General features: G+C 64.3%; 11 protein-coding genes. All 11 read right to left on the reverse strand.

Translation table 11 applies throughout. From position 1 onward, the window contains the following. Window positions 1-2,856, reverse strand: a complete 2,856-nt coding sequence (locus BM353_RS07405) for a S8 family serine peptidase (RefSeq protein ID WP_143104121.1) — start codon at window positions 2,854-2,856, stop codon at window positions 1-3. Between the two features lie 48 nt (window positions 2,857-2,904). Then, window positions 2,905-4,413, reverse strand: coding sequence for an AfsR/SARP family transcriptional regulator (locus tag BM353_RS07410; protein ID WP_143104122.1), 1,509 nt, complete (start codon window positions 4,411-4,413; stop codon window positions 2,905-2,907). 170 nt (window positions 4,414-4,583) lie between these two features. Beyond that, window positions 4,584-5,060 (reverse strand): hypothetical protein, encoded by a 477-nt coding sequence (locus BM353_RS07415; protein WP_092078728.1) that lies wholly within the window; start codon window positions 5,058-5,060, stop codon window positions 4,584-4,586. Window positions 5,061-5,310: 250 nt separating this feature from the next. After that, a complete protein-coding gene (locus BM353_RS07420) occupies window positions 5,311-5,907 on the reverse strand; it encodes a VPLPA-CTERM sorting domain-containing protein (RefSeq protein ID WP_177220487.1) in 597 nt (198 codons plus the stop codon). A 28-nt stretch (window positions 5,908-5,935) separates the two neighbouring features. Then, on the reverse strand, window positions 5,936-10,702 hold the full coding sequence (locus BM353_RS07425; RefSeq protein WP_425439400.1) for a Calx-beta domain-containing protein: 4,767 nt from the start codon (window positions 10,700-10,702) through the stop codon (window positions 5,936-5,938). After that, window positions 10,618-11,889, reverse strand: a complete 1,272-nt coding sequence (locus BM353_RS07430; protein ID WP_143104124.1) for a calcium-binding protein — start codon at window positions 11,887-11,889, stop codon at window positions 10,618-10,620. The genes BM353_RS07425 and BM353_RS07430 overlap by 85 nt, the downstream gene beginning before the upstream one ends. Before the next feature lie 220 nt (window positions 11,890-12,109). Further along, window positions 12,110-12,466, reverse strand: a complete 357-nt coding sequence (locus BM353_RS07435) for a carboxymuconolactone decarboxylase family protein (RefSeq protein WP_092078740.1) — start codon at window positions 12,464-12,466, stop codon at window positions 12,110-12,112. Window positions 12,467-12,503: 37 nt separating this feature from the next. Next, entirely contained in the window at window positions 12,504-12,986 is a 483-nt protein-coding gene (locus BM353_RS07440; protein ID WP_092078743.1) for a bacterioferritin, read from the reverse strand. A gap of 53 nt (window positions 12,987-13,039) precedes the next feature. After that, complete coding sequence (locus tag BM353_RS07445; RefSeq protein WP_092078746.1) at window positions 13,040-13,615, reverse strand: hypothetical protein; 576 nt, start codon at window positions 13,613-13,615, stop codon at window positions 13,040-13,042. Between the two features lie 177 nt (window positions 13,616-13,792). Next, window positions 13,793-14,749, reverse strand: coding sequence for an ABC transporter substrate-binding protein (locus BM353_RS07450; RefSeq protein WP_092078749.1), 957 nt, complete (start codon window positions 14,747-14,749; stop codon window positions 13,793-13,795). Between the two features lie 22 nt (window positions 14,750-14,771). After that, window positions 14,772-16,307 (reverse strand): ABC transporter permease, encoded by a 1,536-nt coding sequence (locus tag BM353_RS07455; RefSeq protein WP_092078751.1) that lies wholly within the window; start codon window positions 16,305-16,307, stop codon window positions 14,772-14,774. Between the last annotated feature and the right edge of the window lie 2 nt (window positions 16,308-16,309).

A 16,309-nucleotide genomic window follows, 5' to 3' on the forward strand; every position in this document is an offset into this window, starting at 1 on the left:
TCATGTCTCCAGATCTTCGGGGTGGAAGCTCAATCCACCGGTGGTCTGTCCGTGCCGCGCCTCGGGCAGGCGGCGGGACAACATCATGCAGCGCGCGACTTTGCCCCAGTCCTGAGGCAGCGTGGTGTGGTTTTCAGCCAACCGGGCGATCATCCCGGTGACGATGGCGGCCGCGGCGGACGTGCCGCCGAAGCCCCCTGCCCTGCGGGGTTTGGAGAAACTCTCGCCGGGATGCGCCGCAAATCCCGCATGACCTTCCAGATCCGCCGTCGCGACGGATGTGCCGCCGGCCACACCGCCGTTGCGGATCGGTTCCTCGCATGCCACGGGCGGCAAGTTGTCCCCGTCGCTTGGCGCAAGGAGGGTGAGGCCCGGGCCGTATTGCGAATAGCCGCTCCGCGTCAGCGCCTCGGGGACATCCGGGTTGGTCGGAACGCCCGCGCCCACCATGACAAAGCCTGTGCCATGAAAGGGATCGCCCGGCCCGGCCGCGTCGATTGCCAAACCGGTGGGCACCCAGTCAGCCAGATGCGCAAACCTGTCGCGAAGCGCGCCGATCGCCGCCACCAGATCCGTGAATGCGACCGTAACCTTGTCACCGCCCGGCGCGGGCTCCGGCGCTTCCGTTGTTGCTGGCCCGGGATACCGTTCGGGGGTTGGCCGCTCGGGTGTCCCCGTCTCTCCCAGTTCCACCACCGGTTCCGCTTGCAGCTCTTCGACATCGCCGCCCAAAATCTCGACCAACGTGAGCGCCGTGAATTCGCGCGCCAGCAGATCGATTGCGGCGGCCTCCGCTGCGGTCTGGGCGGGCTTGCCGCCTTCCGCCGCTTCGGGGGGCGATCCGAGGACCCGCAGAAGACGCTGATAGTCATCGGGATTGGCGGGATAGGATAGCTGCGGCGTCCCATCATTCCCCGCAGGCACGATGACCGGAGTGCGGTCACTGACCGCCAGCAATGCGAGCAGAAACGGATCACACACCGCCCGGTCAGACGCAAGGAACGCCCGGACCACAGCCCTCCGACGGGCATTGGCGTCCTCCGCCCCGGTCGGCAGGGAGCGCGCGATTTTGCCCAATGCATCCCGATCCAGAAACGTCTCCGGCGCGGGGCGCGCGAAAGGAGGCCCGACCAACAGCGCGGCGGGCGGGTGCACCGTGCAATCGGCCACCCCGGACAGATAGGCCTTGTCCGAGACATGATAGACCAGATCGAAGACCAGCGTCGCGAGCGACAGGCGGTTTTCGTGCAGGTCCGCCAGCAAGGTCGACGCGCGCGCCGCCCGCAGCCGGGTGTTCGGGGCGATCCCCTGCGGCGCCGCGACCCCACGTCCCGCGATGATCCCCGCCATGGCGGTCCCGTGGCCCGTGCCGGATGAGGAAAACGCGGTGCCTTCCTCCGACGGGCACGGAAAGTCGAGGTTGATGCGCTCGTCCCGCGTGATGATCGAGGTGCCGTCGGGGATGCAGAGTTCCGGGTGGCCCACATCGATGGCCGTGTCGATCATTGCCACGGGCAGATGCCTCGGGCGGCCGTAGTGCACATCCTCCTTCGTGGTGAGGCCGATCGCCTTGCGGTGCCAGACGGCGGGTGCTTCGGGCGCCGCATCGGGGGAGACGCCGTAGCGCCGCGCCACCCGGGGCGGCGTGCCATGGGCGCAGATGGCGTCCAGCGTTTCGTGCACGCTCACCACCGCCTCGTCGAAGACCTCGTGGAACAGGGTGCGCAAGATCGGAAAGCTCGCGCGGGCGATGAGCTCACCCGCCTCGCTGTCCGAGCGGTAATGCACGCCCGCGAACTCACGGTTTTCCGATATCCGCCCTGCGATTTCCATGAATTCGCGCGCCATCTGGGGGAAATCGCCCATCACATCGACAAGCGCGAAGGCGATGAGATGCGATTGCAGCGCGTGTCCGCTGGGATAGCTGTCATGATTGGGGACCGGCACGGAGGGGTTTATCCGCGTGTCCTTGAGGAACGGACGCGTCCGGCGATAGCTCTCCTTGAAGGGCGCCACGATATGATGCCCGGCGGTCTCCATGAGGCTGGCAAGGCGCAGGAGCCCGGTCGGCATTCCGGCGTCATTCACGAAGACATCGAAGAACGGCGTGATGATGTCATCCACCTCTTCGAGCGCCTCGGCCATGCGCGCCTGCTCAGCGCCGCTGTCACGCGCCTTTTGAAAGTCGAGCAGCGCGTCAAGCTCGGCGCGCAGCGCGGGGCCGCTCTCCTGCGGAGGTTTCAGCACCGGGTCAGGCCCATCAGCGTGGCGATGTTCTGCGCCGCCATCATCCTTTCGGTCGTAGAGGAGCGGCGCGTCGGTGACGGCGTGGATCAGATGGAAATTGTCATGCAGCCGCCGGACATATTTCACCTCCTCCACCGCAAAGGCGTTGAGATCGATGCCGCCGGCCCCGCCCCCGGCCATCTTGCGCGCTTTCGTCTTCGTCTTGGTTTTCGTCTTGGTCTTTGTCTTGGTCTTGGTTTTCGTCTTGGTTTTGGTCTTCGTCTTGGTCCTGCCAGCCTGCGAAGTGAAGGCAAGCAAGCCTTCCGGGAAGGCGCGCTCCGCAGGGGGCAGGAGGCCGGGAGAGGTCCCGACAAACCACCAGCTTTCCAGCGTTTCCTCCTGAAAACTCGCAGTCTCAAGGAAATTCAAATCGCCCGTGAGCGTGGGAAAAAACGGCTCGCCCACGACCTGGGCCGCCTTGATGAGGATCTCTTCGAGCGGGCCGCCCGCCGTGCAGGGATCCTCCCCACTGCCCGAGCACTCCGGCGCGCTTTGCTCTTGCGCCGATAACCTGCCCGCGATGCAGATGCTCACGGTGGATTGCAGGAATACACGTCTTGATATCATCATGTCATTGCGTCCCGAGTTGTGATGCCGGCCGTCGGATTGATGGGTTTGCTAGCCCCAGAGATCGTGCCTGCGCAGGGTGGTCGATATGAATGTCCGGCTGAGCTCGGAGGGCAGCGGATAGCGCTCGGCCGTCATCGCCTCGGTGCCGAACTCCGGGTCGATCCGCTTTATGCTTCTGGCAAGCGTTTGCGCTTCGTCCATCTCCCCGCTCGCGGCGAGGCTGGCCACCATATGGCGCATGACCGGCAGGAACCTCGGGCGCTCGCACAGCAACCTGCGGCCCACCGATATCGCGCGGCCGTGTGCGCCGCTCAGCGTATCGATCATGACCCCGGTCGCCGCGAGGTAATGCCGAAGCGGCCCGGACCGCCCGAGCCTCATGGCGATCCGCGCGTGGGGGACGGCGGCTTCAAGGTTGTTGTCGTAAAGCTCCAGCGTGGCGCGCACATCGCGCGCGAAGGGCGAGAACGGCGCGATGGCGAGCGCCTCGTCACTGAGGTCGCGCGCATAGGCAAGGTCGCGCTTGATGAAGGCCTGATAATGCGACGCAACCGTCAGCGCCGTTGTATTCATCGGGTCGACGTTCAGGGCGTTTCGGATCAGGTGCATGGCCTCGCTCCGGGCGGCGGCACGATCGGCCACCAGACGCTCGCCATTCATCAGCATCTTGCTGAATCCCTGCCATGCCAGAATGCTGGCGAGGTTCTCGTGATCACTGAACCCGTCGAGCGTCTCCGCGGCCCAGCGCACATCGGCCGGGCGCATCGTGAACAACCGATCGACCACGTGAAACAGCTTCGGCTCCTGCTTGGCCGGCGCCTCGTTCCGCCCGGCCAGGACGGGCAGAAGGCCCTCGATCCGCCCGACCGTTATCTGGGCGAATTCGAGGATCGCGTCTCGGTGATCGGCGAGATCCTTGTCATTGGGCACTTGAACCGAGCGGCTCCAGAGGCATCGCCCGGCATCGTCCAGCGCGACCGAAATCTCAAGGCTGCCGCCCACGGGGAGGACGTGGACACACACCAGCAGATCGCACTCCGGTGGTTCGGCGCGCAAGCGAAGGTCGGTGCAACAGATGAAATCGCTCCAGCCCAAGGCATCCCGCACCAGGTTGGTCACCCATTCGGCGACGACCGTCTGACGGCCGTCCAACAGGACCTCCCCGGGTGTTGTCAGCCCGACCACCAACCGCGGGTCGCGCAGCGCAGGGGGCTTGCGGCTCTTGCGCTCCGCGCGTTGCGTCTGAAAGGCCTGCCGCTCGAGGCGGAGCCAGTCCTCGAACTCCTCGGTCCCAAACCCCGCGTCCTCGAAGAACTCGGCCTCCGGGCCATTGGCGCCATCGGTCTCATCAGTGACGCCCTCCAGCCAAACGCTGTCAGCGCCGGTCTGAAGACAGGAGCCGAAGTCGCCGAGGCGCTTTCTGGTCTGGAGCAAAAGTTGCCGCAGGCTCGCTGCCGGATCGGCGGTCGTGCTGTCCCACAACAGCATCTGCAACACCGCGCGCGACCGGCGCATACCTTCGGATCGGCAAAGTATGGCGAGCAGTCTGCGACTCATCACGCTGGCAAGCAGAAGGGAGGTATCGCCTGCGCACAACCTGAATGATCCGACTAGCGAGATGGCCAGATGGTCCGAATTTCTATTCTCCACCAAATCTGCCCCCAGAATATGTTGGATTTTAATTTGCGATCCTACGCGCGCCGAGAAAATATTTTCGAGATTTGCATTCATTGTAGCCCGAATCCCTCTTCAGGAGAAAGCAATTCCCCTTCCCAGGGGAAATAGCGCCCCGAAATCGAACAGGTGATGTAGGGACTGGTGGTCTGGTGGTCACAAGCTGATGACCGCAAAGTAAGCCGCCCCTCGATTTCGGGAACGCCTTTTGAAATCCAGAGCGACAACCAACCGCTCGCCGGCAAAAACGGCGCCGAGAATTCGATGTTTTCCGGGATGGATGTCTTCATGGAAAACCTTTGGCGCCCGCTTTCGTCCACCCAATTCAACGCGCCGAGAATGATGGCGCGAGGATGGGCCGGGAATGGCAAGCTCGCACTGGCAGGTCCGGCGTCAGCGAGCACAAGGTAGCCCCCGCCAACGGTCAGACGCGTCACCACGAGAAAACGCTCCTTGATGGCCTCGCATTGGGGCAAACCCTCTTGATCGTCAATTTTCAACTTGCCAATCGCGGCCACGGTAAACGCCATGATTATCCCTCAAAGGAAGTCCGGCACCAGAAGACAGGGCGGCCGTTATCGCGGCGTTATCGCAGGGCCGGAGCAGGCGGATTAAATGCGCCGAACAGATTTCAAAACAACACTATGCCGCAAGATATAATTTACCGAATGGCGCAGTTCGCAAACTCGACACAAGAGGCGCTCGCAGCGGGAAATTCCGACCCGACTTCATTGGATTGGGGATCGACCCGGAATTTGGAATCCGGCCTGATCTAGCCGGTCACCCCGCGCCGCTGCGCCTCACAAGGCCCAACCCAAGCAGCCCGGCGAGCAGCAGTGGCAAGCCAGCCGGCAGAGGGATCGGGGCGACGACGTCGGAGATCGTGATCGAAGCGCCGAGCTCGTCCCCGTCCAGCAGCGCCGCAAACGGATTTGCGCCGAGCGGATCATCGAAGACGATCAGCGCCAGAACCGAGGTTCCGAAGGCGCTCGCGCCCGATCCGCTGAGGTTGTTGAAGTGCAGCTCGATGACATCTTCCGTGAAGCCCACGGCGAAGAGATCGCCTCCGAGGAATAAACCGTCGTCGTCAAAGACATCAAAACCGCCCGTCAGCCCCGTCGTCGGATCGGCCAGCGAGAACCCGACGCCGAAACCGATCTCGGTGAACCCGCTGGGCGACACGCCATCGGTGGCATCCACTTCGGCGCCCCCGGTCGAGAGGTCGCCGTCCGGATCGACGTCGAAGTAGCTGATGAGACCCGTGCTCGATGATAGGCTCGGCGCGGCCGTTGTCAGGCCGAGGGTCGCGGCGAAGGCGCCTCCCGCGCCGAAGGCCAGACCCGCAGCCATTATCGCTGCCGTGATAGAATGCTTCATGAAACCAATCTCCTTGTTCATTTTCCTGTCAGACAAGCTCGAAGATGTCGTCGGTGACGATGGTGACGTTGTCGGCGGTCACACCTTCGCCGCGCACGTAGATCGCGTCCCGATCACCATCGAGGAAGACGACGACCTGGCTGGAGGTCTCGCGGATCGAGGCGATGGAGGCGCCGTCCTGCAGCACGATTTCATCAAGCCCGACCTCGAAATCGAGGATCACGTCGCGCTCGCGAATGCCATTGTTCGTTTCGGCGCCGAAGATGAACTGATCGGCCTCTGCGCCGCCGCTCATCTTGTCATACCGGCCCCCGAGGCTGCGGATGGCATCGGCGCCGTCGGTGCCGACGAGGTTGTCGCTGTCCTCTGTGCCGTCGATCTCGTTCACGACCTGCTCCGGGGGCGCAAAATCATCCGTGATTATCGTCGTTGTCGACATGGATGATAGCACATCCGCGGTGCCGGCGCTGATGGAAAAGCCGAAGATCAGGGCTTCATCCGCTTCCACCGTGGTATCGCCGAGAACGCCGACCGAGACGGTCTGCGCCGCAACGCCGTCGCCGAGGCTCAGGCTGCCGGTCAGCGGGCCGGAGACGTCATCGTCATCGATGTCGCCGGTCAGGGCATAGGTGATATTGATCTCGCCGGTCAGATCGCCGGTCCGGTAGACGGTGAAGAACGCCTCCGTCACGCCGCCGTCCCCTTCTGCAAGCTCCAGATCGGCGGCATAGACCCCGATCCCGGCGTCCGGGTCCGGCGCGTCGGTCGGTGTGATCCGGCTCACCGTTTCGGGGGCGATCGCTTCGGCGCCCGCGATGTAGCCGGTGTTGCCGGTCAGGATGAAGTCCAGCATCGCGGCCTGCTTGAGCACCGGATCGGCGATCCCCGCCGTGGCCTCCTCGGCCCGATCCAAAACCTCCTGCGGCAGCTCATCGAGGCGCACCTCGCCGCGCGGGTAGGACGTGTCGGTGTAGTCGGCGGTGCCGAGCCCGGGGCCGTAGACGAAGAGGCTTTCGGCCTGATCGATGCGCCAGCTGTCCGCATAAGATCCGTAGAGCTGGGCGAAGCTGACCGGTTGTGTCAGCGCCGTCCCGTCGCGCAGGGCGAGATCATCGGAGGCATCGCCGTTGCCATTGCCCAGAAGCCCGTGCACGTCGCGCCCGTCCAGCACGAAGGCGTTGGCGTTCAGGAAGCTGTCGAAGATGTCGACCCGAAGCTGTTCACCGTTGCCATAGACAACCGTCAGGGCCTCGCCATCATAGTAGACCATGCCATCGCCCACCGCGCGGCCGCCCACCGCCGCCCCGAGCGCCATCGCGACCCCACCGATCATGAGCGTATCGGGTGCCCCGAGATCGAAGGAGAGCGTCACACCGTCAAGCTCGGTGGCCACGGCCGTGGCATGGGAGGCGTAGTCGCTGCCCGGCACGGGCTGATAGCGGATCTGAATCGACAGCGGGTCTCCGCTTCTGGCTTCGAGGAGGACGAACTCGCCAACCGCCTGAAAATCATAGCTGAGCCCATCGAAGGTGAAGAGGTGAGGATCCATGGCGCTCGACGCGTCGAGGCCCGGTGGGATTGGGGGGATCCCGTCGTCATTGCGGATCTCACCGACGGCTTGCCCGCTGCCGATCTCGTAGGAGGACGCGCCCGCGCCCTCGATGCTGATGATCTGCGCCACAACGCGCTCGTGGAACTCGTTTTCAAGATCCGCGATCGGGTCGAGCGTGATCGTCTGGGTCGCTTCGCCGGCGGCAAAGCTGACCGTCGCGGTCTGCGGCAACCCGCCCGCGATATCGTCTGAAGAGGCCTCGCGCGGCCCGGTCCCGCCAAGGAGCGAGACGGTGACATCGATCGCCTGGCTCAGGTCCGGCCCCTCGCGGGTCACGGTGAAGATCAGATCCTGGGTGTCCTCCTGCGCCTTGCTGCCGGTGACGTTCACCCGCTGCAGGAAATCATCGTTGACGATCCGGATCAGCGCCTCGGTCCCGCCCGCGATCTCCGCCGGCACGGCGCCGGTCGAGGTGATGCCTGTGAGGGTCAGCGCAAGACGCTCATTCGCCTCGATCAGGCTGTCCCCGGCGATCGTCAGCGTGATCTCCGCCTCGGTCTGGCCCGGGGCGAAAACCACCTGCCCGCTGCCGAAACCCGCCGTCAGGTCGGCGGCCGAGCCCGGGTTCGCCCCGGCGCCCGCGACCGCGAAGTCGACCGTCACTTGCGAGAAGATATCGCCGCTGCGGGTCAGGGTGGCGGTGACGTCGGTGTCGCCGCCCGTGCCCTCGGGCGCCGAGAAGATAAGCCCGCCGGCACCGTCCAGCGACACGACCGCCGCAACCGGCCCGCCGACCGGTCCGCCCCCGGAGCGGATCGCGCCGGTGTATCCCGAGCCGTTGACCATCACCGCCTCCGCAACGCCATCGCCGGTGATGTCGATGTAAATCTGCGCCGCGTCGGCCCAGATGTCGGCGCCCAGCAGGGCGCCCCACCCGTCGGCATAGACCTCGATCGCGTCGCCCGCCTCCAGGTCTGTGATCGTGTCGCCATCGAGATGGCCGATCCAGCCGTAGAAGACATCGGCACCCGTGCCGCCCGTCAGCGTATCCTGACCCCAGCCACCCGAGAGCCAATCCTCGCCGGCGCGGGTGTCGATGATATCGTCGCCATCGTCGCCCCAGATCCCGTTCGAGACCGCATCGCCGAAAAGCGCATCGTCCACACGTCCACCAAAGACGCTTTCGATACTGGTGAAGGTCTCGTCGTTGCCGTAGCCGTCCGTCGCGGTTCCGGCCGCGAGGTCAACGGTGACACTGCCTTGCCCGCCATTCCACCAGTCCCCGGTGAAGCTGATCCGGTCGAACCCTTCGCCGCCATCGTAGCTGTCGGTCCCGCCGAGGCCGCGGAATTGGTTGTCGCCGGCGTCGCCGCGGAAGACGTCATCCCGCTGTCCGCCCTCGAAAACGTCGATGTTGGCAAAGCTCGTGGTGCCGTAGCCGGTCAGCGTGGCCGTCCCGGCGGCGATGTCGAATACCACGCCGTCGCGAAGTGCGTCCTCCCCGAGCGCGGCGTTCCGATCGATCTCGCGGTAGCTGAGGCGATCTTCCCCGTCGCGCCCGTCAACGCTGTCATCGCCGACAGTGGCCTGAAACTCCTCGTCCCCGGCGCCGCCGAGGAGGACATCGTCGCCAAAACTGCCCCGCAGGCCGGTCACCGCGCTGAAGGTATCGGCCGCGCCGCCCTGTTTCGCCGCCGTCCCGGCTTGAAGATCGACCGTCACGCCCTGATCGAGTTGCTCGTAGGACAAAAAGAGGTCGGAGCCGCCATCGACGATCACGGTGTTGTCGCCAAGCTCCATCTCGATGAAGGCATACTGGCCGTAGACGTAGATGGTATCGTCGCCCGCGCCGGTCGCGGCCCCGTCGTTTTCACCGCGCAGGTGGATCGTGTCGTTGCCTTCGCCGCCATCGGCCCAGTTGTCGGAGCCGCCCACCGTATCGATGTAATCATCGCCGCCTTCGCCCCGAAGATGGTTGCGCTGGTGGTTCCCGAGGATCGTGTCGCCGAACTCACGGGTGCCTTCGATTCTTTCGATACTGACGAGCGTGTCCGTGTCGCCCCATGCGTCTGTGGCGATGCCGGTCGCAAGGTTGACCGTCACACCCTGAAAGGCGCCGTCCTCGGAGCGCGCGCCCTTGTAGTCGACCTCGTCCTCGTCACCCGCACCACCATCGAAGTAGTCATCGCCGGCCAGGCCGCGGAACTCGTCGCTTCCCTCCGCACCGATGAAGGTATCGGCAAACATGGTCCCCTCGATAAGCTCGATTCCGGTGAAGGTATCCGTGGCCCCGGACCCGTCCTCCACCGTGCCGTCAGAGGCATTCGAATAGGTCGCCACAATCCCGTTGGTGATGGCGTCGTCGAAGGCATAGGACAGTTCGTCCTCGCTGCCGTTCTCGCCCGGGACGTCGCCGCCGATGATCGTGTCGGCCCCGGCGCCGGGGCGGAAATAGTCGCCGCCGTCTCCGCCGTCGAGTAGGTCGTCGCCCTCGCCGCCCTCAAGACGATCGTCCCCGCCAAGCCCGAACAACGTGTCATTCCCGCCCTCGCCTTCGAGGTCATTGTCGCCATCATCGGCGGTGATCTCATCGGCAAACTCGGTGCCGCGCACGCGCTCGATTCCGGTGAACGTATCGGTATCGCCGGCCCAATCAATGGCCGTGCCTTGCCCCAGACCGGAAAAGGTCACCGTGACCCCACTGTCGGCATCGTCGTGGCGATAGACGAGGGTATCGCCGCTCGATCCCTCCGGCTGACCGCCGCCGATGATGGTATCTGTCCCCGCCCCGGGCTGCAGGTAGTCACTGCCCTCGCTCCCGATGAGCATGTCGTCACCGTCACCCCCGGAGAGATCGTCACCGGTCAGCCAGTCTTCCGAGACCTCGGTGTTGGCCACGGCGATCAGCGTGTCATCGCCGTCATCTCCAGCAAGCCAGTTGCTGTTAGTATCGCCCGTGATCGTATCGGCGAACTCTGTGCCGCGAACCTGTTCGATGCCGATAAGTGTATCCGTATCGCCAAACCCATCGGTCGCGGTGCCCGCTGCCAGATCGACCGTGACGCCGGACCCGCCGCCATGCTCGATATCATCGTCATAACTGACACGGTCCTCGTCGCCGTCGCCACCATCGAGGATGTCATCCCCGGCGCCACCGATCAGGAAATCCCGACCCTCGCGGCCATAAAGAAAGTCATCGCCGCCCCGGCCATCGAGGGCGTTGTCCCCATCGTCGCCGGAAATCGTGTCAGCACTGTCTGTCCCCGGACGTTTTCGATGCCGATCAGCGTATCGGTATCGCCAAACCCATCGGTCGCGGTGCCCGCTGCCAGATCGACCGTGACGCCGGACCCGCCGCCATGCTCGATATCATCGTCATAGCTGACACGGTCCTCGTCGCCGTCTCCGCCGTCGAGGATGTCATCCCCGGCGCCACCGATCAGGAAATCCCGACCCTCGCGGCCATAAAGAAAGTCATTCCCGCCCCGGCCATCGAGGGTGTTGTCCCCATCGTCGCCGGAAATCGTGTCGGCACTGTCTGTCCCCCGGACGTCTTCGATGCCGATCAGCGTATCGGTATCGCCAAACCCATCGGTCGCGATGCCCGCTGCCAGATCGACCGTGACGCCGGATCCGCCGCCCTGCTCGATATCATCGTCATAGCGCGCCTCATCGCGATCGCCTGCGCCGCCGTCGAGAGTGTCATCGCCCGCGCCGCCGAAGAGGTCGTCTCGTCCGCCGCCTGCGATCAGGGTGTCGTCGCCGGCAAACCCCATGATGCCATTGTCGCCGTCGCCGGTTGTGATCGTGTCGTCCTGCTGGGTGCCCTGGATCTCCTCGATGCCAAAGAACGTGTCGGTGCCGCCCCAAGGATCGGTCGCGAAGCCGCTGCCGATGCCAGTGAACAGGACGGTGACACCGGTTTCGGATCCGGTGTAGATGTCCTCGAAGTCGATCAGATCGCCCTCGCCCATCGATCCGACATAGGTGTCATCGCCGGGACCCGCGACGAAATGGTTCCCCACGTCGGTGTCGCCCTGAAAGGCGACCACGAGATCGTCGCCCCATTCATCGAAGGTATAGGTCCCGTCCGGGTTGTAGCCGAGGTAGATTTCGTCGTCATAGTTGGTGCCGTGGAAGTTCTCCATGCCGATGAGGGTGTCGGTGCCGAAACCGCGCTTGTCAGTGGTGAAGGCGGCAACGCCGTTCTGTTCGCTGGCGGTGTTGTTGATGGTGATGCCGTTGGTGAAGATGTCGAACCAACCATAAATGGCCACATCACTGTCATCGCCGCCGTCGAGAATGTCATCGCCCAGCGTCGGCGCAAGAAAGTCGAAGCCGGCGAACCCGAAGTACCGGTCGTTCTCATCTGTACCGACGATCGAAGCCTCGTACTGATCGTCGCCGCTTGTTCCAAATCTGTCAGCCATGGTCATATCCCCCGGATCAAATCCGTTAACGATTCGTAAACGAGGGTGAACCAACGCCCGTTAGCGCGGCGTTATTTGGCGAAAAGTCCCGATAAGTGTTTGAAAAAGGGGGAGCTTCATTGAGGAACAGCCGCGAGGACGCGGGTTTCCCCGAGGTTTTGAGCGTGCACGGCAGGGGCCCCGGGCGGACGACAGACCGCGCCGGGGTCGGGTCAAAAGCCTAGTTCGCGGGGACGGTCCGGCCCGCGGCCTCGTCATAGGCGCGTAGCGCCTCGGCCCCGTAGACGGAGGCCGGACCGCCTCCCATCAGGATCGCGACGCCGATCATCTCGGACACTTCCTGCCGCGTGGCACCCGCCTCCAGGACGGCTTGGGAATGATGCGCGATGCAGCCATCGCAGCGGACGGAAATCGCGATGCCGAAGGCGATGAGCTCCTTGGTTTTGGTCGACAGCGCGCCCTCCGCTGTCGCCTCCCGCACCAGCCGCCCGAAGGAGCCCGTCGTATCGGGAATCTCTTCGGCGAGTTTCGCGTAGCCGGAATGATATTCGCTGGCGATAACCGCGTAGTCTTTCATCTCGAAGCTCCTTTTGCCGGGCGTCTTTGCCCATGGTTTACTCGGCCGCGGGCGGGCCGATCTGCATCGCGGTGAAGGCGGGCTCGCCCATACGGCGCATGAGCGACAGTTGCAGATCGAGCCAGGCCATATGGCCCTCCTCATCCATCGCGGTGCGCTCGAAAATGACGCGCGTGCCGATGTCGTTGGCCTCGTCCGCTTCCCGCGCCGCCTGCGAATAAAACCTGATCGCGTCTTTCTCGTCGGCCAGATCGGCCTCGAACATGTCCTGCAAGGACTGCGCCGGTGTCGGGGTTTTCGCCGGTTTCATTTCCGGTGTGCCGCCGAGGAAGATCATCCTCCGCGCGTAGTCTTCCGCATGGCCAAGCTCTTCGAGCATTTCGGCACGCATCTTTTCGGCCAGCTTGTCCAGCCCCCAATCCTCGGTCGTCAGGATGTGCAGGAGGTATTGGGTGACCGCGGCGAGTTCCATCGACACGGCCGTCTGGAGGTTGGCAAGCGTTTTGTCGGTGTCAGTCATGACTCACTCGGCTCCTTGCTGTTCATGTTGCTCCCGTCGCGGCGATCCGCGCGCTACTCGCTCCAGGGGTGTACGTGGACATCCCGGCCCGAATGGCCCTTCAGGATCCTGACCGCCAGGGCTTCCTTCTCCGCGTTGACTGTCCGGACCCAAAGCAGAATGCCGCCATTCCGGATCTGATCCGTGTAGTAATCCTTGTGGTGTTGACCGGCGCGTCGCGCCAGCACCGTGCCGACGACGGCCGCCGGGCCGCCCCCGATCGCAATCGCGGCGATCGAGGCCGCGAGGGTTGACAGCGGCGTCAGCATGGCCGCCATCGCGATGGAGGAGCCGAGAAAGAAGAACCCGCCCGCGATCGCGCCCTCCAGCTCGCCGATCGCCTCTTCGGAGACGAAGGCGGCGCGCGGCGCATCGGGGTTGTCCTCAAGATCCTCGGCGCGCCAGAAGGCCGACCCGAGTTTCTCTTCCATCGCGTGTTTGCTGCCGAGCAAGCTGATGTCGGCGCGGCTGAACCCGGCCATGCGCAAATCGTAGATCGCCTTTTGCAAGGTCTCGAACTTGTCAAACACCCCGACCGCCTCGGGGACGTCGATGTAGGTGGTGCGATGGGCGGTTGTCTGGGTGGTCACGGTCGGCCTCCTGGCTGTCGGGGGCAGAATAGCCGGTGGCCGGGCCGCCAGATTGACCTTTGTCAATCCAGCGATAACTCTGGGCGGCCGCGCCCGCCCCGGCTGATGCGGGGCCGAAAAAAATGGCTCCTGCGGCTGGACGGGGCCCGCCGCAGGCGCCTTGTGCTCAGCAGATCCCTACTTGATCCACTCGTTCACGATATCCATGTTCTCGGCGACCCATTCCTCGGCCACATCCTGCGGATCGCGCCCATCGCGGCCGATCTCCAGAATCCAGCCGTTCACCGTCGCGGGGTCCATCGACAGCTGGCTGAGGAATTTCGCAACCGGCGGGTTCCGCTCTTCGAGGGAAAGCGAGTAGGCGACGTAGATTTCCGCGTTGCTGGAGGCGCAGCTGAAGCTGGAGGCCTCGAGCCAGTCTTCCGCATCCAGATCGACATTCTCGCAGCCCTCGGTCCGGGCCGGCTCCTCGATGGGCGTGATGTCATAGGCCGCGTGGACCCATTCCGGTGTCCAGTAGTAGAACAGCAGCGGCTTTTCGCGCTGGATGGAGCTTTCGAGCAGCGCCTTGAACGTCGCATCGGGAAGGACTTCCGCTTCCCACAGGTCCGACAGGCCATAGCTCTCGAACTTGATCTGCCAGGTCTTGGTCGAGGCCCAACCGGCATCCCCGGCCCAGTATTCGCCGAGCCCGTCCCCGTCCTTGTCGAACATCGCCGCGATTTCGGGATCGCGCAGGTCCTCGATGGATGTGACGCGGTCGGCCATGTAGCTGGGCACGTACATCCGCTGCGTGCCCTCGTAGGGGATATTGGCGCCGACGGTCTGGGCGCCATCGATGTAGGTGTCCCAGATGTTCTGGCGGTTGGGCATCCAGAGGTCGGAGTAGACGTCAACGGAGCCGTCGCCCTTGTCCATGCCCGCGGCGATGACATTGCCGTCCGAGAGGCCCTCGACGATCTCGGCCTCCGAGTCGAGCGGCCCGTCGATCACGGCCTTGATGACGTAGCCGATGGCGCGCGCGCCGGTCCAGGTCAGATCGCCGATCTTGACGCTGGCATCCTGAGCCGCGACGGACGAGGCGGTCATGGCGAGCGCCGCGGTCCCGCCCAGCAAATGGTGTGTCAGTTTCATTTCGTTCTCTCCTGTTGGTTTTTCAGGTCTTGTTGCTGGCGCGCTGAACGACCTTGTCGATCATCATCGCCAGAAGCGCGATCCCGGCGCCGGCGAGGATGCCGCGCCCGGTTTCGGTGTTTTCCAGGGCCTCGGTGACGATATAGCCCATGCCGCCCGCGCCGATCAGCGCCGCGATCACGACCATCGACAGGCTCATCATCACGACCTGGTTGATCCCGGCCATGATCGACGGCATCGCCAGAGGCAGCTCGACCTTGGTCAGAAGCTGGCGCGGGTTCGCGCCGAAGGCCAAGGCCGCCTCCTTGGTGGTTTCGGGCACCTGCTGAAGGCCGAGAGCCGTCAGGCGCACCATCGGCGGCATCGCGAAGATCACCGTCGCGAGGATGCCCGGGGGCTTGCCGATGGAGAAAAAGGCGATTGCCGGGAGCAGGTAGACGAAGGACGGGATCGTCTGCATCACGTCGAGCACCGGGGTGAATATCGCGCGCCCGCGCTCGGATTTGCCGACCCAGATGCCAAGCGGCAAGCCCGCGACCACGCAGATGATCGAGGCCGCCGCCACGAGCGAGAGCGTGTCCATCGCGGCCTGCCAGAAGCCGAAGATGGCGAGATAGAACAGCGAGACCCCGACGAAAACGGCGATGCGCGTGCCCGCCGCCGCATAGGCCGCGAAGGTCAGAACGCCCATGGCGATCATCCACGGCGTGCCCACGAAAACCGCGCTGATCGCGTTGAGCATGACCCGCAGGAAGACCGTGATGCCGTCAAAAAACACCCCGTAGAAGACGGTGAGATAGCCGATGCCGTTGTCGATCTTGTCGGCCACGAAGGTGCTCAGCGTCACCGGCGGCGCGCCCTCGCGCGCCGGGGTCCGCAAGACCGTCCGCTCGCCGTTGTCGTCGCGCGGGTAGGTCACCTTGTCGGGGCGGTCAATCCAGATCAACGTCGGGAATTCGCCGATCATGAAACAGTCGAATTTCGCCTTGAACGGCACCTCTTCGCCCGCGGCGATGGCGCGATCCTGGCGGATGCAGGAGCGTTCATCGGGGGCGAACTGGCTGCTGCGATAGAGCATCAGCGGCACGATCAGGAGCACGATCAGCCCCGCCATCCCAAGACGCGACAGGCTGAACCCGCTCGGCGTCGCGCGGTCGATCCGCCATTTGCTGTATTGCTTCACATAGAGCCGGTCCGCAAGCCAGCCGAACAACAGTCGCCCTAGGACGAAAACGACAAGCGCCGAGATGATATGCCCCTGCGCCCAGGTCTCGTAGCGGTTGACGAGAAACTCCTTGTCCGCGTTCTCGATCGCCGCCCCGGCGTATTTGAAATAGAGCGAGAGGTTCACCAGCGCGATCAGGTCGATGACGAACCCGATCAGAAACAGCGTCCAGTTGGCGCGCAGCGCGGCCCATATGAAACTGCCGAACAAGGCCGCGGTATTGATGTGAAACCGCCCGAGGGCGGACTTCTGGATCTTGAGGAACACATCCGCGTAGTAGGCGCCGTTGGTCTCGGCGAACTCAGCGAATGGCGTTTCGGTTGGAGTTGTCATTG

The organism is Poseidonocella sedimentorum (assembly GCF_900116005.1).
Taxonomy (GTDB): Bacteria; Pseudomonadota; Alphaproteobacteria; order Rhodobacterales; family Rhodobacteraceae; genus Poseidonocella; species Poseidonocella sedimentorum.